Genomic DNA, 16,456 nt, shown 5'->3' on the forward strand with positions numbered 1-16,456 from the left:
TCAGCAGTCGGTGCACCTCGCTCAAGCTCCTCCTCAAGAACCTGCTATGCACGAGATAGGCGATTTCGCCTTTCGCGCGATCGATCTCCTCCAGGTCGATTTCGATGTGCTTGTTCTCCCGAAAACTGCGCCACAAATCCTCGCCGAAGTTCCGTATCCGATCGATCGTCGACTCTCACTAGTAAACCACGACGCTGCGGATCGACTTGCCCTCATGCATGAGGTCGAAGCCCTTGTTGATGTCCTCCAGCGTCAGCGTGTGGGTGATCATCGGGTCGATCTGGATCTTTTTCTCCATGTACCAGTCGACGATCCTCGGCACGTCGGTGCGGCCGCGCGCGCCGCCGAAGGCGGTGCCCATCCAGGTGCGGCCGGTGACCAGCTGGAAGGGCCGCGTCGAAATCTCCTGGCCGGCCCCGGCAACGCCGATGATGACCGACTTGCCCCAGCCGCGATGCGAGGCCTCCAGCGCCTGGCGCATCACCTTGGTGTTGCCGGTGCAGTCGAAGGTATAGTCGGCGCCGCCGATCTGGTCGGCACCGCGCTTGGTCATGTTGACCAGGTAAGGCACGATGTCGCCATCGATCTCCTTCGGATTGACGAAATGCGTCATGCCGAACTTCTCGCCCCAGGCCTTCTTGTCGTTGTTGACATCGACGCCGATGATCATGTCGGCGCCGGCAAGGCGAAGACCCTGGATGACGTTGAGGCCAATGCCGCCGAGGCCGAAGACCACGGCGGTTGCGCCCTGTTCGACCTTGGCGGTGTTGATGACCGCGCCGATGCCAGTGGTCACGCCGCAGCCGATGTAGCAGATCTTGTCGAAGGGGGCGTCGGGATTGACCTTGGCCACCGCGATCTCCGGCAGCACGGTGAAGTTGGAGAAGGTCGAGCAGCCCATGTAATGAAAGAGCTTGTCCTTGCCCATCGAGAAGCGCGAGGTGCCGTCCGGCATCAGGCCTTGCCCCTGCGTGGCGCGGATGGCGGTGCAGAGATTGGTCTTGCGCGACAGGCAGGACGGGCACTGCCGGCATTCGGGCGTGTAGAGCGGGATGACATGGTCGCCCTTCCTGACCGAGGTCACGCCCTTGCCGACATCCACCACGATGCCCGCGCCTTCATGGCCGAGGATCGCCGGGAACAGCCCTTCCGGATCGGCGCCCGACAGAGTGAACTCGTCGGTGTGGCAGATGCCGGTCGCCTTGACCTCGACCAGCACCTCGCCTTCGCGCGGGCCCTCGAGGTCCACCTCCATGATCTCCAGCGGCTTTCCAGCGGCAACGGCTACGGCGGCACGCGTTTTCATGAGGCACTCCTCCCAAGCGATCTGTAAGTTTCAGCTAACGGCAAGCTGTCGGTAGCGAATGCCAGCCTGCCGCCCCTTTGGGGTAACATTAGCGAGTTCCGCGCCGGCGGCCAACGTCTCTTGCGACCTTTTTCGGCGCGGTTCCTGCAATCGGTGCCAGCCGTGGGAGCCGGCCGTGGGCTCTTGAGGCGCACCGGAATTGTCCATAGAACTGGACCGCTTCGCCGGAGGAACGACATCCGAATGTTCAAGAAGATCCTGATCGCCAATCGCGGCGAGATCGCCTGCCGCGTGATCAAGACGGCGCGCAATATGGGCATTGCCACCGTTGCGGTCTATTCGGATGCCGATCGCGATGCCATGCATGTCGAAATGGCCGACGAAGCGGTGCATATCGGGCCTTCACCGGCGGCACAGAGCTATCTGGTCCCTGAGAAGATCATCGCCGCCTGCGAGGAAACCGGCGCCGAAGCCGTGCATCCGGGCTATGGTTTCCTCTCGGAACGCGCCTCTTTCTGCGAGGCGCTGGAGAAGGAAGGCATCGTCTTCATCGGGCCGAAGCCCAGGGCCATCAAGGCGATGGGCGACAAGATCGAATCGAAGAAGTTTGCCAGCCAGGCCAAGGTCTCGACCGTGCCCGGCTGGCTGGGCGTCATCGAAGACGCCGACCACGCCGAAAGGATCGCCGGCGAGATCGGCTATCCGGTGATGATCAAGGCCTCGGCGGGCGGCGGCGGCAAGGGCATGCGCATCGCCTGGAACAAGTCGGAGGTGCGCGACGGTTTCGAGCGGGCGCGCTCGGAAGCGAAAAGCTCCTTCGGCGACGACCGCGTCTTCATCGAGAAGTTCGTCGTGGATCCCCGCCACATCGAGATCCAGGTGCTGGCCGACGCGCATGGCACCGCCCTTTACCTTGGCGAGCGTGAATGCTCGATCCAGCGCCGCAACCAGAAAGTGGTCGAGGAGGCGCCGTCGCCATTCCTCGATGCCAAGACCAGAAAGGCGATGGGCGAGCAGGCGGTGGCGCTGGCGAAAGCCGTCGACTACCAGAGCGCCGGCACGGTCGAGTTCATCGTCGACAAGGACAAGAACTTCTATTTCCTTGAAATGAATACGCGATTGCAGGTAGAGCACCCGGTGACCGAACTGGTCACCGGCATCGACCTGGTCGAGCAGATGATCCGCGTCGCCGCCGGCGAGAAGCTCGGCATCAAGCAGAGCGACGTGAAGCTGAACGGCTGGGCGGTGGAAAGCCGCCTTTACGCCGAAGATCCCTTCCGCAACTTCCTGCCGTCGATCGGCCGGCTGACGCGGTATCGGCCGCCGGAGGAGGGTACGTTCGGCGAAACCGTCATCCGCAACGACACCGGCGTCACCGAAGGGTCCGAGATCTCGATGTTCTATGACCCGATGGTGGCCAAGCTCTGCACCTGGGCGCCGACAAGGCTGGAAGCCATCGACGCCATGTCGGAGGCGCTGGACAGGTTCGTCGTCGACGGCATCGAGCATAACATCCCGTTCCTTTCGGCGCTGATGCAGCATCCGCGCTGGCGCGAGGGGCGGCTGTCGACAGGCTTCATCGCCGAGGAATATCCGGACGGTTTTTCGCCGGTCGCGCCGGATGGCGAGGAGAGGGCGGTATTCGCCGCCGTCGCAACGGCGATCGAACTGTTGCGCCGCGACCGGCTCGACCGCCTCAGCGGGCGGCTGGCGCCGCATTCCGGACATCTCAAGCGCGACTGGGTGGTAAAGATCGGCGCTGACTATCTGCCCGTCGAAATCGTCGACGGCATGGTCTCCATCCCGATGGAGGTCGACCTGTCGATCGAAGGCGGCAAGCCGTTGACGGTCGCCTCCGACTGGCGGCCAGGCGACGCGATCTGGCTGGGCACGGTCGGCGGCAACAGCATCGCAGCCCAGATCCGTCCCGCGCTGAACGGGCTGCGGATTGCCTGGAAAGGCATGTCGGTGACGGCCCGAGCCATGCTGCCGCGCACGGCCGAGCTTGAAAGGCTGATGCCGGAGAAACTGCCGCCGGACACCTCGAAGATGCTGCTCTGCCCGATGCCAGGCCTCGTCGTCTCGATTGCCGTTGCCGAGGGCCAAGAGGTCAAGGCCGGCGAGACGCTGGCCGTGGTGGAAGCGATGAAAATGGAAAACGTGCTGCGCGCCGAACGCGATCTCACCGTGGCGAAGCTCAACGCCAAACCGGGGGACAGCCTCGCGGTCTATGCCGTGATCATGGAATTCGCCTGAGAAGAGGCGGTACCGGGTCGCAAGCCTGTGCCCTGTGGGTCATTTGTGCTGGACTGGCATGGCCCCGTTCGGGACAATACATCTGCTTGGACTGAGTCTTTGGGATAGCGCGAAAAGATATGGCGGATGAACGACTTCCACGCGACCCGTTGCAGCGCGAAGCAGCCGTGAAGGCCGCGCGGCCTGAAGCGCCGGCGCGCAGCTTTATCCATCTGCGCGTGCATTCGGCCTATTCACTGCTCGAAGGCGCGCTTCAGCTTGGCGCGATCGTCGGCCATGCGGTCAAAGATGAGGCGCCGGCGATTGCGGTCACCGATACCAACAACCTGTTCGGCGCGCTCGAATTCGCGCAGAAGGCGGTCAAGGACGGCATCCAGCCGATCATCGGCTGCCAGATCGATCTCGCCTTTTCCGGTGAGGCGAGCGACAGCCAGCGCGACCGCCGCCGGCATGGGCCGGAGATGTCGCCGGTCGTGCTGATCGCCGCCAGCGAGGCTGGCTATGCCAATCTCGTTCGGCTGATAAGCAAGGTCTATCTCGAGACGCCGCCCGGCGAGCCGGTGCATTTGACCAGCGCTATGCTGGAAGATCGGTGCGACGGGCTGATCTGTCTGACCGGCGGGCCGCGCGGTCCGATCGGCAGCGCGCTCAAAGCGGACCGGCGTGACCTCGCCGAACAGAGGCTGCTGTTCCTCAAGGGCCTGTTCGGCGACAGGCTTTATGTCGAATTGGAGCGGGTCGCCGGCTACGACCGCATGGTCGAAAAGTCGACGGTCGACCTGGCCTACACGCACGACCTGCCGCTGGTCGCCACCAACGAGGCTTTCTTCTCCAAGCGCGATGACTACGAGGCCCATGACGCGCTGATTGCGATTGCCGAAGGCTCGGTGGTCGCCGCGGACAATCGCCGGCGGCTTTCACCGGACAATTTCCTGCGCGGCCAGGCCGAAATGGCGCGGCTCTTCTCCGACCTGCCGGAAGCGATCGACAACACGGTCGAGATCGCCATGCGCTGTTCCTATTATCCGAAGAACCGCAGCCCGATCCTGCCGCGTTTCACCGGCGCCGACGCCGCCGACAAGGATGCGGCGGAGAAGGCCGAGGCGGCAGAGCTTGCCCGTCAGGCGCGCGAAGGGCTGGAGGCGCGACTCGCCAAGCACGGGCCTACGCCCGGCTATACGGTCGAGCAGTATCGCGAACGGCTCGAATTCGAGCTCGGCATCATCGAGAAGATGAAGTTTCCGGGCTACTTCCTGATCGTCGCCGACTTCATCAAATGGGCCAAGTCGCAAGGCATTCCCGTCGGGCCGGGGCGCGGCTCGGGCGCCGGCTCGTTGGTCGCCTATTCGACCACCATCACCGACATCGACCCGCTGCGTTTCTCACTGCTGTTCGAGCGCTTCCTCAACCCCGACCGCGTCTCGATGCCGGACTTCGACATCGACTTCTGCCAGGACCGGCGCGAGGAGGTCATCCGTTACGTCCAGCAGAAATACGGCCGCGACCAGGTCGGGCAGATCATCACCTTCGGTACGCTGCAAGCGCGCGCAGTGCTGCGCGATGTCGGCCGCGTGCTGCAGATGCCTTACGGCCAGGTCGACAAGCTCTCCAAGATGGTGCCGCAGAACCCGGCCAACCCGGTCAAGCTGGCGGACGCCATCGCCAATGAGCCGCGCTTCGCCGAGGAGGCGGAGAAGGAGCCGATCGTCCAGACGCTGCTCGATACGGCGCAGAAGCTCGAAGGTCTCTACCGCCATGCCTCGACGCACGCCGCCGGTATCGTCATCGGCGACCGGCCGCTGTCGGAGCTGGTGCCGATGTATCGCGATCCGCGCTCGGACATGCCGGTCACCCAGTTCAACATGAAATATGTCGAGCAGGCGGGGCTGGTGAAATTCGACTTCCTCGGCCTGAAGACGCTGACTGTGCTGGAAACGGCGGTGAAGCTGATACGGCGGCGCGGCGTTGACATCGATCTCGCGACGATACCGCTCGACGACAAGGACACCTACGCCATGCTGTCGCGCGGCGAGGTGGTCGGCGTGTTCCAGGTTGAAAGTGCGGGCATGCGCAAGGCGCTGATCGGCATGCGGCCGGACTGCATCGAGGACATCATCGCGCTGGTGGCGCTCTACCGTCCCGGTCCGATGGAGAACATCCCCACCTATAACGCCAGAAAGCATGGCGAGGAGGAGATGGCCTCGATCCATCCCAAGATCGATCATCTGGTGAAGGAGACGCAAGGCGTCATCGTCTACCAGGAACAGGTGATGCAGATCGCGCAGGAGCTGTCCGGCTATTCGCTCGGCGAAGCCGACCTTCTGCGCCGCGCCATGGGCAAGAAGATCCGCGCCGAGATGGACAAGCAGCGCGAGCGCTTCGTCTCCGGCGCGGTCGAGCGCGGCGTCTCAAAGCCGCAGGCCGACTTCATCTTCGATCTCCTGGCCAAGTTCGCCGACTACGGCTTCAACAAATCGCACGCGGCGGCTTACGCGGTCGTTTCCTACCAGACCGCCTATCTTAAGGCGCATTACCCGGTCGAGTTCCTGGCGGCGTCGATGACGCTCGACATGAGCAATACCGACAAGCTGGCCGATTTCCGCCAGGATGCCATGCGGCTCGGCATCGAGGTGGTGGCGCCGTCGGTGATGACCAGCTTCCGTCCATTCGAGGTCGGCGAGAACAAGATCTTCTATTCGCTGGCGGCACTGAAGGGCGTCGGCGACGCGGCGGTCGAGCACATCGTCGAGAAGCGCGGCGAGAAGCCGTTCAAGAACCTTGCCGATTTCTGCGAGCGCGTCGATCCGAAGATCGTCGGCAAGCGCGTCTTCGAAAGCCTGATCATGGCCGGCGCGCTCGATTGCTTCGGCCACGACCGCGCCCAGATGATGGCCGGCGTCGAGCGCATGATGGGCTTGGCCTCGCTGGCGCAACAGAACGCCATTTCCGGCCAGGCCGACATTTTCGGCGCATCGCTCGGGAGCCAATCGCAGGCGCTCAACCTGCCGGCGACCGATCCGTGGCTCGCCGCGGACCGGCTGCATCGCGAGTTCCAGGTGGTGGGCTTCTACCTCTCGGCGCATCCGCTGGACGAGTACAAGGCCGCGCTCCAGAAGATGCGGGTGCAGAACTGGGCGGAGTTTTCCGCGGCGGTGAAACGGGGCGCTGCGGCCGGGAGGCTCGCCGGCACCGTCACCACCAAGCAGGAGCGCAAGACCCGCACCGGCAACAAGATGGGTGTGGTGCAGTTTTCAGATACGACTGGCCAGTATGAGGCGGTGCTGTTTTCCGAGGGGCTGGCGCAGTATCGCGACATGCTGGAGCCGGGGCGCTCGGTGGTGATCACCGTTTCGGCCGAAGACCGGCCGGAAGGCATCAATCTGCGTATCCAGACCGTGCAGTCGCTGGAGGACGAAGCCAGCCGCATCCAGAAGGCACTGCGCATCTTCGTGCGCGATGCGGCACCTCTCGGCACGCTCGCCAATCAGCTTTCGGTGAAAGGCGAGGGGCAGGTGAGCTTCGTGTTGATCAAGGACGCCGGACAGGGCGAGGTCGAGATCGAATTGCCCAATCGCTACCGTATCTCGCCGCAAGTCGCATCGGCGATGCGGGCTGTGCCCGGTGTGGTCGAGGTCGAGTTGGTTTAGCTCAGGGCGTTGCCGCTTCTGCTTCGGCCGCCCGCGGGGTCTTCTTCTGCAGGTTGAGCAAATTGCCGGCGAGGATCAGGGCCGCGCCGCCGGCGGTGAAGACGTCGACCTGCTCACGATAGAGCAGCCAGCCGACCAGCGCCGTCAGCGGCACGCGCAGGAAATCCATCGGCGAGATGATCGTGGCATCGGCGTGGACCAGCGCGCGGGCCAGGCAGAAATGCGACGACATGCCGGTGAAAGCGATGAGGAAGATCCATGGCCAGAGCCCGGGCGAAGGGTTGTGCCAGCTATAGAGGGCCGGGATCAAGCCAACCACCGACTGGATGATCAGCATCCAGAAGATGATGCGCACAACGCTTTCGGTTTTGGTCATCGACTTCACCAGCACCATCGAGATGCCGAAGCAGACCGCGGCGCCGAGCACGACGAGGTGGCCGGGATCCATCGAGCCCGCGCTGGGGCGCACGATGATCACCACGCCGATCAGGCCAAGCACGATCGCCGTCAGTTTTGACCGGGACAATCTTTCCCCCAGAAAACTGGCCGCGAGAATCGCCGTCCAGATTGGCGTCGTGAACTCGATGGAGATCAGCACGGCGAGCGGAATGAGCGTCAGCGCGTAGAGCCACGCAGCCTGGCCGGTGTAGTGGACGACATTGCGGGCGATGTGGGCGAAAGGGCGCCCGGTGCGCATTGCGGCGAAACCGCCGCTCGTCACCACCAACGGCAAAAGGATGAAGAAGCCGATTACCGAGCGCAGTTCCAGCACCTGGAAGACGTTGAGCTCGGCCGTCGTCTCGCGGCCGGCAACCGACATCGCCAGCATCGAGGCGATTGACAGAGCCATCCAGAATGCGGCTTTTGGGATCGAGGGAGCGGGCGCCATTTAGGCGCCTATGTCGCAAGCCTGGACTTGGGCCGCAACCGTTAGTGGCGCCATTCCACTGGGCCAGCCAATCGGGATGTCAAAAAACCGTCATAGCGACGGCGGAACCTCGCCGCCGCAGCGTCCGTTAAGCCCACGCTTCCGTCGTCCTTCGGAAGATGCCGGCCGAAACGGCGTCATACTTTTCCTGGAATTGTTCTAGCGATCGCGAGAGGGGAACGCCTTGATGAAATCGACTGCCGCCTTGCTGGCCGCCACTTGCCTTTTGTGCTCGACGGGCGCGCATGCCGACGAGGCGGCGTTTCTGCGCTCGCTGCAGGGAAAGTTTTCCGGCAAGGGCACCGTCAGGATCAGAACCAACACCCCGGTGATGAATATCAACTGCACCTTCACCTCGGACGCGACGGCGAACTCGCTGTCGCTTGACGGCACCTGCCGCGCACTGCTGATCATGTCACGGGAAATACGCGCCGACCTGAAAGTCAGCGGGGCAAGCTACACCGGCACCTATATCGGCTCGCGCAGCGGGCCCGCGGGGCTGAGCGGAAGCCGCAAGGGCGACGCGATCAATCTCGACATCCACTGGGCGAAAATCGTCAATGGCGACCGCGACGCGGAGCTGACGGTCGAGAAGATCGGGCCGGACAATATGCGCATGACGGTGACCGACATGGATCCGGTGACAGGCAAGATGGTGGTGACGAGCCGGATCGATCTCGAGCGCAGCTGACCTTTGCTTTGACGCAATTCCGGACGGAAGGCGACGGCGAAGCCGCCGCGCCTGACCGCTCATACTTTTCCTGGAATTGCTCTAAACGTCACTCTTCAAGCGGTTCGGGCGGATTGGCGGCGCGGCCTTTGCCGAATGTATAGCCGGTTTCGACGGCTTTTCTGCCGAACTTGTCGCGCAAGGTGTCCATCGCGTCTTCGGCCAGCGCACGCTTGCGCGACTGCAGGTCGACCAGATCCGGCGGATCGGCTTTTTCATCGTCGGAAAGATCGCTGACGCCGATGCCGAGCAGGCGGAATTTTGTGCCGTCGGCCTCGCGGCGCAAAAGGTCGAGCCCGGTCTGGAAGATGCGGTCGGCCAGGCGTGTCGGGTCGCCGAGCTGGCGGTTGCGGGTGCGGGTCTTGAAATCCTGCGTCTTCAGCTTCAGCACCACCGTGCGTCCGGCGATGCCTGATTTCTTCAGCCGCGCCGAGACCTTTTCCGACAGGCCGCGCAGCACTGGCACCAGCTCCGCCAGAGCGGCGATGTCGGTGTCGAAGGTGGTCTCGGCCGACACGCTCTTGGCATCGCCGTCGGGATCGACCGCGCGGTCGTCCTCGCCGCGCGACAGCCGATAGAGCCGGTCGCCCATCACGCCGTAGCGGCGCATCAGGTCGCCTCGCTCCATGCGCTGCAATTGCGCGATCATGCGGATGCCGTCGCGCTCCAGCGTCGCGGCTAGCGCCTTGCCGACGCCCCAGATCATCGTCACCGGCTGCGCCGCGAGGAAACCTGGCGCCTCGGCTTCGCCGATCACCGAAAAGCCGCGCGGCTTGCGGAAATCCGAGGCGATCTTGGCCAGGAACTTGCAGTAGGAGAGGCCGGCCGAGACAGTGATGCCAAGTTCCTTTTCCACCGTCTGCGCGAAGCGCGCCAGCACCAGTGCAGGCGGCATGCCGTGCAGCCGCTCTGTGCCGGCAAGGTCGAGAAAGGCTTCGTCGATCGACAGCGGCTCGACCTGCGGCGTCAGCGCCTGCATCAACGCGCGGACCTCGCATCCGACGCCGACATATTTTTCCATATTGGGCGGGATCACCACCGCTTCCGGGCAGAGTTCCAGCGCCTTGAACATCGGCATAGCCGAGCGAACGCCTTGGATGCGGGCGATGTAGCAGGCGGTGGAGACGACGCCGCGCCGGCCGCCGCCGACGATGACCGGCCTGTCTTTCAGCGCCGGATTGTCGCGCTTTTCGATCGCCGCGTAGAAGGCGTCGCAATCGATATGGGCGATCTTGAGCCGGTAGAGTTCGGCATGGCTGACGAGGCGCGGACTGCCGCAGCGACCGCAGCGACGCGTCTGCGAGCGCTGGAGCGCCAGGCAGTCACGGCAAAAACCGTGTTCGGGATTGTTGACAGGAGCCGCCATCGCTGCGAACATAAAGAGAACAAACGCAATGGTACGACAGCGCAGGGCCGGCAACAAGCTTGGCCTGGGGAGAACGCATGAGCACGACCATAGCACCGTTGACCCCTGAGCGCTGGGCCGATTTCGAGGACCTCTTCGGCAAGCAGGGCGCCTGTTACGGCTGCTGGTGCACGCATTTCCGGCTGGCGCCGGCGGAACGCCGCGCCAGCGACAAGGAGCGAAACAAGGATCTCATCAAGGCGCGAATTGAGGCCGGTCCGCCGCCGGGACTTCTCGCCTTCGAGGACGGCAAGGCCGTTGGCTGGATGCAGGTCGGCCCGCGCGCCGACATCCCGGAGTGGAACAATCAGGGCAGGGGCTCGGCCCCGGTCGATCCGGCAGATGCCGACGACCCGACTGTCTGGGCGATCTCCTGCTTCTTCGTCCGCGTCAAGGCGAGGGGACGAGGCATCACGCATCGCCTCGTCGAGGGCGGCATCGCCTTCGCCCGCGAGAACGGCGCAAAGCTGCTGGAAGCCTGCCCGATCGACCTGTCGCGCGATTCGCGCTCGATCGGGCTTTTCGTCGGCTCGTCGCGGGTGTTCGAGAAGGCCGGCTTCGAAAGGCTCGTGGAGCGCAAGCCCGGCCGGCCGCTGATGCGCTTGGTGCTTTAGCCGGATGCGCTTTTGGCCTACAGTCGGCGTCTTGCGGCTGTAACGCTTCTTGCCTACCAGAAGCATAATCATTCTTCCGGGACCACGGAGAACCAACGTGAAGCGTATTTTGCCACTTGCCTTTGCCCTTGCGCTCAGTGCGCCCGCCTTTGCGCAGACCGTGGACAGCCAAGGCGCCAAAGATCTGTCCGACAATCTGGCGCGCTATTTCGGCAAGCAGGCCTTCGACAAGGGCGTGCTCAAGGTTTCGGTCGAGGGCGACGCCTACAAGATCGCTCTCGACATCAAAGCGCTCGTCAACGCGCTGCCGGAGCAGAAGCTCCTGAAATTCGACATGGCGCCATACGCGCTGATGGTGAAGCCGCGCAGCGACGGGTCATGGGATGTCTCGTCGAATTTCTCGCAGGGCGCGTCCTTCGAATTCGACGGGCCGGAGGGCCGTCAGAGCATGGAGTTAGCGATCAAGGACGGCAAGTTGACCAGCGTCTACGATCCGGCCCTTGCGGCCTTCACCAGCGCGACCAGCTCATTGGCCGGGATGACCATGACGTCGCGAGAAGCCAAGCAGCAGGCAGACGTCTCGACCGGCGCCGGCACCGCCACCGTTACCGCGACCAAGTCCGCCAATGGCGGCGTCGACTTCACCGCCACGCAAAAAGTCTCGGACTTTGTCGAGATGATCAAAGTCGATGATCCTGAAAAGGGATTGAACTTCCCGGTCACGCTGAAAACGCCGGAACTGACAGTTGATGCGAACGGCAAAGGCGTGCGGACGAAGCCGCTGCTCGACCTGCTTGCCTTTGCCGTGGCCAATGAGGACGAAGCAAAGCTCAAGGCGAATCAGGCCGAGCTCAAATCGCTCATGCTGGCCGCGCTGCCCATCTGGGAAAGGATCGACGGCAAGTACGGCTTCAAGAATTTCGAGGTGGAGAGCCCTGTCGGCAAATTCGGGGCCACGCAGTTCAGCACCGCATTCGGCATGGACGGCGTCTCCCAGAACGGCAAGGTTGATTACACGATCAAGGCTTCCGGTCTGACAATCCCGCATCAGACCCTGCCTGAATGGACGGTGCCGCTATTGCCCACGGACATCGACCTGAACTTCGGCGGCGCCAATATCGATCTCGATACGATGGCGAAAAAGGCGATCGAAGCCTTTGATCTCAATAAGAATCCGCCGCTCTCGGATGAATTCGGCAAGGCTCTGGTCGCCGATTTCAAGGCCAAGAATCCGAAGGTCGTCATCGGACACAGCACGGTGAAGAATGGCGACGTCGAGCTCGCGATGGAAGGCGAGATGACGTTTCCCGGCGAAAAACCCGATGCGAGCGTCACCGTCGACATCGCCGGCTATGACAAGATCGTCGACGCCCTGAAGGAAGGCGCCAAGAGCGATGAGCAAATGGCGCAGGCCTTCCCGTTTGCCCTGGCCGTCAAAGGCTTCGGCAAGACGCTGCCGGACGGTCGCCTGGAGTGGGTGATCAACACCAAGGCCGACGGATCCGTCACGGTCAACGGCGCGATGCTGAAGGGGCCGGATGCCGCCCAGGACGACAGCTCCGGCCAGGATGACAATTCAGGCGATGACGACGCGAACGGAACGGATGATTCCACCGGAGGCGACGGTTCGGACGGCGGCGACAATGGCGGGGCAGGGGCGAAGCTGCAGCCCTGATCGCTCGCACTAAAGCCTGAGAGCGCTCGCGATCTTTGGCGCCGCATCGCGCCAGTCCTCGACCGAGACGATGTCTTCCGGCGTCGGCGGCAGGAAGGCGCGCAGCGAATTGTCGGCCATCAAATGGAAGAGGTGCGCGTCCGTGACGGAATTGCGCGCCGAGACCAGATTGGAAGGCTGGTCGTCGACGAAGGCGACCGGCCGACTTTTAAGGCCGCGCAGTTTGGCAATGGCCGGTCCCTTGGCCATCTCCGTCGTCAGCAGCGGGTAGTTGAGTCCCAGCGCATCGAGATGCGCGCGGCGCACGGCGCGGTGCTTGTGCGGCATGGCGGTCAGCATGACGATCTCGGCGCTTCGGCCGAGCATCGCCAGCGCATCCGCAGCGCCGTCGGTGATGCTTTGCCAATCCGCCTGGGCGTCGAAGAATTCGCCAAGCAGCGCCGTCACTTCCGGCTGTTCGATCAGGCGCCCGGTCGCCGTTTCGGCGATGTTGCCGGTAAGGCGGAAGGATGCCAGCGTCAGTCCGAAGCCGCGCGTTTTCAAGAAATGCGGGAAGGGCCGGACGAATTCGAGCACGACGTCATCGACATCGAGCACCAGCAGCGGGCGATCGTCGGCGGCAAGCTCTTCAATCTGCCGCGCCGTCTCGGGATCGTCGCTCATGTCGAGCGCTCGTGATCGTCGTTGCCGAGCGGAAGGGCGCGCAAAGCCTTGCCAACGGCGGCCGGCGGCGTGCCGGTCTCCTCGGCGAAGCGCAGCAGCGTCGGCTCATGGGCAAGGATGAATTGCAGGACGCCGGCCAGGAAGCCGGGCTCCGCGGCAGCCCTGCGGATCGAGTTCGCCTCGATGCCGGTGATCGCCAGGAAGCGGGGTAGAAGCTCCGGATCGGCAGCGACGAAGCCCAGTGCCTTGACGGCAATGGTTTCCGCTTCCTCGCGCATTGACGCTGCGTTCGCCATCACTACCTTTGGAATTGTGGATTTTTTCGAGTCTCCTTCCGCAGTAACGGCAAGCGTCGCTTGCGGCAAGCCTCCGCTCTCTCGCGTACAACGTCCGAAGGTGGAACTGGTGCAGCTTTCCAACCTGCGGTTTCCGTTTCGTCAATCATATTGGGCTAGAGTGGAAAAGGGTTGGGTGCGGTCCGAAGGGGACGCATTGCGACGGCTTTCGGCTTCGAGGGCGGTCGGGACGGGAAACTGATGGCTAAGAAGGTTATGATCGTCGAGGACAATGAGCTTAACATGAAGCTCTTTCGAGACCTCATCGAAGCCAGCGGTTACGATACGGTTCGCACACGCAACGGGCTGGAAGCGCTGGATCTGGCGCGCCAGCACCGGCCGGACCTCATCCTCATGGACATCCAGCTGCCCGAGGTCTCCGGCCTGGAAGTGACGAAATGGCTGAAGGAAGACGACGAGTTGCATTCGATTCCGGTCATCGCCGTCACCGCTTTCGCCATGAAGGGCGATGAGGAGCGCATCCGCCAGGGTGGCTGCGAGGCCTATATCTCCAAGCCGATCTCGGTCCCGCGCTTCATCGAGACGATCAAATCCTATCTGGGCGACGCCTGATGCCCGAGACCAGCAGAACCGGAGTTTTGAGATGACCGCGCGGATCCTCGTCGTCGACGATATCCCCGCCAATGTGCGGCTGCTGGAGGTTCGGCTGCTTGCCGAGTATTTCGAGGTGCTGACGGCCAATAACGGCCCGGATGCGATCGAAACCTGCGAGAACGGCAAGGTCGATGTCGTGCTGCTCGATGTGATGATGCCGGACATGGACGGGTTCGAGGTCTGCAAGCGCCTGAAGAGCGATCCGGCGACCTCGCATATCCCCGTCGTCATGATCACCGCGCTCGACCAGGTTTCGGACAGGGTGCGCGGCCTCGAGGCGGGTGCCGACGACTTTCTGACCAAGCCGGTCAACGACCTGCAACTGATGACGCGCGTGAAGAGCCTCGTCAGGCTGAAATCGCTGACCGACGAGCTCAGGCTGCGCGCCTCGACCACGCGCAACATCGGCATCGAAGAGCTTCTGAGCCGCGATTTCGCGACCGAAGACGCCAAGCCGAAGGTGCTCCTCATCGACGAGCGCAAAACTTCCGTCGAACGCATACAGAAGATGTTGCGCAACAGCGCCGATCTCGACGTTGCAACCGATCCGAACGCGGGATTCTTCCAGGCAGCCGAGACGGCTTATGAATGCGTGCTGATCTCGACCACCTTCTCCGACTTCGATGCGCTGAGGCTATGCTCGCAGCTGCGCTCGCTCGACCGCACCCGCTTCCTGCCGATCATGCTGCTCGCCGACGAAGGCGAAGAGGGCCGCGTCCTGCGCGGCCTGGAGCTCGGCATCAATGACTACCTGATCCGGCCGATCGACCAGCACGAGCTGACGGCACGCCTGCGCACACAGGTGCGGCGCAAACGCTATAACGACCAATTGCGCGCCAGTGTCGCCCAAACCATCGAGATGGCTGTAATCGACGGGCTGACCGGGCTGCATAACCGGCGCTACCTGGACAGCCATCTGCAGACGCTGTTCGATCGCGCCGTGGCGCGGCGGCGGCCGCTGTCGGTGATGATCACCGATCTCGATCGCTTCAAGTCGATCAACGACACTTATGGCCATGACGGCGGCGACGATGTGCTGCGCGAATTCGCTAGGCGGCTTCGCAAGAATGTGCGCGGCATCGATCTCGCCTGCCGGTTCGGCGGCGAGGAGTTCGTCGTGGTGATGCCGGATACCGATGGCGCGGTCGCCGAGAAGGTGGCCGAGCGTATCCGCGCCGAGATCGCGCAGGCGCCGTTTGCGGTCGGCAATGACGGCAAGACGATCGAGGTCACGGTCAGCGTCGGCGTGTCCTCGCTGCTGAAAGGAACCGACAGCGTCGCGGCGCTGATGAAGCGCGCCGACCTTGCGCTCTATGAAGCCAAAAGCGGCGGCCGCAACCGGGTCGTCGCCAAGGCCGCCTGAAGCGCGTCGAGATCTTTCAGGATTCGCTTCATGCGCTTCGGGTTTTGACTCTGCTCGTGTCTTTGTCCTGAAACCGGTTCCCGCTTTCGGGAGAGATACTTCGGGAAAGATGCTGATTCCCGGCCGCCCCAACAGGGTTACGAATTTACCTTAACCCAAGCGATTCGCGAACGGTGGTTAAGAAATGGTTGATTTTTATAAGGTCTTGCGCAAATCTGCGACGCATAGACAGACGTCGAGGCCGGCGCGAGGGTAGACTAGCCGGCTCGATCCAAAATACCCCATGATGCTCAGGTCCGCCGCATCTCCTGGGTCCGTGGGGTCGGCCGGCCGGCGCTGGCACATAGTGGCCTCCTCGTACCGCTGCCAAACGCCGACCGGCCCCCTTTTCTACAAAAACGACCATAGGAATCTTGCGCGGAGAGCCGCATGGCTTCTCGATCGTCCAGTCTTTCCTCTCGTCGAAAAGCCGCGTCAGACTTTCCCTGGAATTTGCCCAAACAAAAACGCCGCCCAGAGGGCGGCGTTTCGATTCTCAGGATAACCAGATCACTTGATCTTGGTTTCCTTGAACTCGACGTGCTTCTTGGCGACCGGATCGTACTTGCGGAACGAGAGCTTGTCCGTCTTGGTACGGCTGTTCTTGCTGGTGACGTAGAAGAACCCGGTGTCGGCGGTCGACAGAAGCTTGATCTTGATGTTTGCGGCTTTGGCCATGATGTTCGTCCGTTAATGTTCGTGGAGTTTTGGCCGCTGGAGCACGGGGAAAACACCCGGACGCGGGAAACTTGGCGCGAGACATAAAGAATGCGCCTGGAAAGTCAAGCCCGGGCCCTTCCTTATGTCGTAAGCGCATGAGTTGTCCGGGTTAGGTAGCACATGAGTTGTCCGGTTTTATCGCCAGCGAATGGAGGCTGGG

At 63.0% G+C, this 16,456-nt stretch carries 13 protein-coding genes; 7 read left to right on the forward strand and 6 right to left on the reverse strand.

The genetic code is table 11. From position 1 onward, the window contains the following. Window positions 1-178: 178 nt before the first annotated feature. Window positions 179-1,306, reverse strand: coding sequence for an S-(hydroxymethyl)glutathione dehydrogenase/class III alcohol dehydrogenase (locus LB553_RS05755; RefSeq protein WP_224511453.1), 1,128 nt, complete (start codon window positions 1,304-1,306; stop codon window positions 179-181). A gap of 243 nt (window positions 1,307-1,549) precedes the next feature. On the opposite strand from LB553_RS05755, the gene LB553_RS05760 reads away from it, so the two are divergent. Both LB553_RS05760 and dnaE read left to right on the forward strand, forming a co-directional pair. Next, a complete protein-coding gene (locus LB553_RS05760; RefSeq protein ID WP_224511454.1) occupies window positions 1,550-3,562 on the forward strand; it encodes an acetyl/propionyl/methylcrotonyl-CoA carboxylase subunit alpha in 2,013 nt (670 codons plus the stop codon). A gap of 119 nt (window positions 3,563-3,681) precedes the next feature. After that, entirely contained in the window at window positions 3,682-7,209 is a 3,528-nt protein-coding gene (dnaE, locus tag LB553_RS05765) for a DNA polymerase III subunit alpha (RefSeq protein ID WP_224511456.1), read from the forward strand. A gap of 1 nt (window position 7,210) precedes the next feature. On the opposite strand, the gene LB553_RS05770 is transcribed toward dnaE, so the two are convergent. Next, window positions 7,211-8,098, reverse strand: a complete 888-nt coding sequence (locus tag LB553_RS05770) for a DMT family transporter (protein ID WP_224511457.1) — start codon at window positions 8,096-8,098, stop codon at window positions 7,211-7,213. Window positions 8,099-8,324: 226 nt separating this feature from the next. On the opposite strand from LB553_RS05770, the gene LB553_RS05775 reads away from it, so the two are divergent. Next, entirely contained in the window at window positions 8,325-8,828 is a 504-nt protein-coding gene (locus LB553_RS05775; protein WP_224511459.1) for a hypothetical protein, read from the forward strand. Window positions 8,829-8,916: 88 nt separating this feature from the next. On the opposite strand, the gene LB553_RS05780 is transcribed toward LB553_RS05775, so the two are convergent. After that, on the reverse strand, window positions 8,917-10,245 hold the full coding sequence (locus tag LB553_RS05780; RefSeq protein ID WP_224511461.1) for a DNA polymerase IV: 1,329 nt from the start codon (window positions 10,243-10,245) through the stop codon (window positions 8,917-8,919). Window positions 10,246-10,310: 65 nt separating this feature from the next. On the opposite strand from LB553_RS05780, the gene LB553_RS05785 reads away from it, so the two are divergent. Together LB553_RS05785 and LB553_RS05790 are read left to right on the forward strand one after the other, a co-directional pair. Next, window positions 10,311-10,886, forward strand: coding sequence for a GNAT family N-acetyltransferase (locus LB553_RS05785; protein ID WP_224511464.1), 576 nt, complete (start codon window positions 10,311-10,313; stop codon window positions 10,884-10,886). A gap of 97 nt (window positions 10,887-10,983) precedes the next feature. After that, complete coding sequence (locus LB553_RS05790) at window positions 10,984-12,561, forward strand: hypothetical protein (RefSeq protein ID WP_224511466.1); 1,578 nt, start codon at window positions 10,984-10,986, stop codon at window positions 12,559-12,561. 9 nt (window positions 12,562-12,570) lie between these two features. On the opposite strand, the gene LB553_RS05795 is transcribed toward LB553_RS05790, so the two are convergent. Both LB553_RS05795 and LB553_RS05800 read right to left on the reverse strand, forming a co-directional pair. Then, window positions 12,571-13,224 carry a hypothetical protein gene (locus LB553_RS05795; RefSeq protein ID WP_224511468.1) on the reverse strand — a complete coding sequence of 218 codons (654 nt, stop codon included), beginning with the start codon at window positions 13,222-13,224 and terminating at the stop codon, window positions 12,571-12,573. Then, window positions 13,221-13,520 (reverse strand): DUF3572 domain-containing protein, encoded by a 300-nt coding sequence (locus tag LB553_RS05800; protein ID WP_040982364.1) that lies wholly within the window; start codon window positions 13,518-13,520, stop codon window positions 13,221-13,223. Before LB553_RS05800 ends, LB553_RS05795 begins: the two co-directional genes overlap by 4 nt. A gap of 240 nt (window positions 13,521-13,760) precedes the next feature. Between LB553_RS05800 and LB553_RS05805 the strand changes: the two genes are divergently transcribed. Further along, window positions 13,761-14,132 carry a response regulator gene (locus LB553_RS05805; protein WP_040995610.1) on the forward strand — a complete coding sequence of 124 codons (372 nt, stop codon included), beginning with the start codon at window positions 13,761-13,763 and terminating at the stop codon, window positions 14,130-14,132. Between the two features lie 31 nt (window positions 14,133-14,163). Continuing rightward, window positions 14,164-15,537 (forward strand): PleD family two-component system response regulator, encoded by a 1,374-nt coding sequence (locus tag LB553_RS05810; protein WP_224511469.1) that lies wholly within the window; start codon window positions 14,164-14,166, stop codon window positions 15,535-15,537. A gap of 549 nt (window positions 15,538-16,086) precedes the next feature. Here the strand turns inward: LB553_RS05810 and rpmG are convergent. Beyond that, on the reverse strand, window positions 16,087-16,254 hold the full coding sequence (gene rpmG, locus LB553_RS05815; protein WP_006201775.1) for a 50S ribosomal protein L33: 168 nt from the start codon (window positions 16,252-16,254) through the stop codon (window positions 16,087-16,089). Window positions 16,255-16,456 lie beyond the last annotated feature (202 nt).

The organism is Mesorhizobium sp. CA8, from assembly GCF_020164955.1.
GTDB lineage: Bacteria > Pseudomonadota > Alphaproteobacteria > Rhizobiales > Rhizobiaceae > Mesorhizobium.

Coding starts and splice junctions, on each gene's coding strand:
- LB553_RS05800 (WP_040982364.1), bottom strand. CDS start 13,520: ATGGCGAACGCAGCGTCAATGCGCGAGGAAGCGGAAACCATTGCCGTC.
- LB553_RS05810 (WP_224511469.1), top strand. CDS start 14,164: ATGACCGCGCGGATCCTCGTCGTCGACGATATCCCCGCCAATGTGCGG.
- LB553_RS05805 (WP_040995610.1), top strand. CDS start 13,761: ATGGCTAAGAAGGTTATGATCGTCGAGGACAATGAGCTTAACATGAAG.
- LB553_RS05775 (WP_224511459.1), top strand. CDS start 8,325: ATGAAATCGACTGCCGCCTTGCTGGCCGCCACTTGCCTTTTGTGCTCG.
- LB553_RS05755 (WP_224511453.1), bottom strand. CDS start 1,306: ATGAAAACGCGTGCCGCCGTAGCCGTTGCCGCTGGAAAGCCGCTGGAG.
- LB553_RS05760 (WP_224511454.1), top strand. CDS start 1,550: ATGTTCAAGAAGATCCTGATCGCCAATCGCGGCGAGATCGCCTGCCGC.
- LB553_RS05785 (WP_224511464.1), top strand. CDS start 10,311: ATGAGCACGACCATAGCACCGTTGACCCCTGAGCGCTGGGCCGATTTC.
- LB553_RS05780 (WP_224511461.1), bottom strand. CDS start 10,245: ATGTTCGCAGCGATGGCGGCTCCTGTCAACAATCCCGAACACGGTTTT.
- LB553_RS05770 (WP_224511457.1), bottom strand. CDS start 8,098: ATGGCGCCCGCTCCCTCGATCCCAAAAGCCGCATTCTGGATGGCTCTG.
- LB553_RS05795 (WP_224511468.1), bottom strand. CDS start 13,224: ATGAGCGACGATCCCGAGACGGCGCGGCAGATTGAAGAGCTTGCCGCC.
- rpmG (WP_006201775.1), bottom strand. CDS start 16,254: ATGGCCAAAGCCGCAAACATCAAGATCAAGCTTCTGTCGACCGCCGAC.
- dnaE (WP_224511456.1), top strand. CDS start 3,682: ATGGCGGATGAACGACTTCCACGCGACCCGTTGCAGCGCGAAGCAGCC.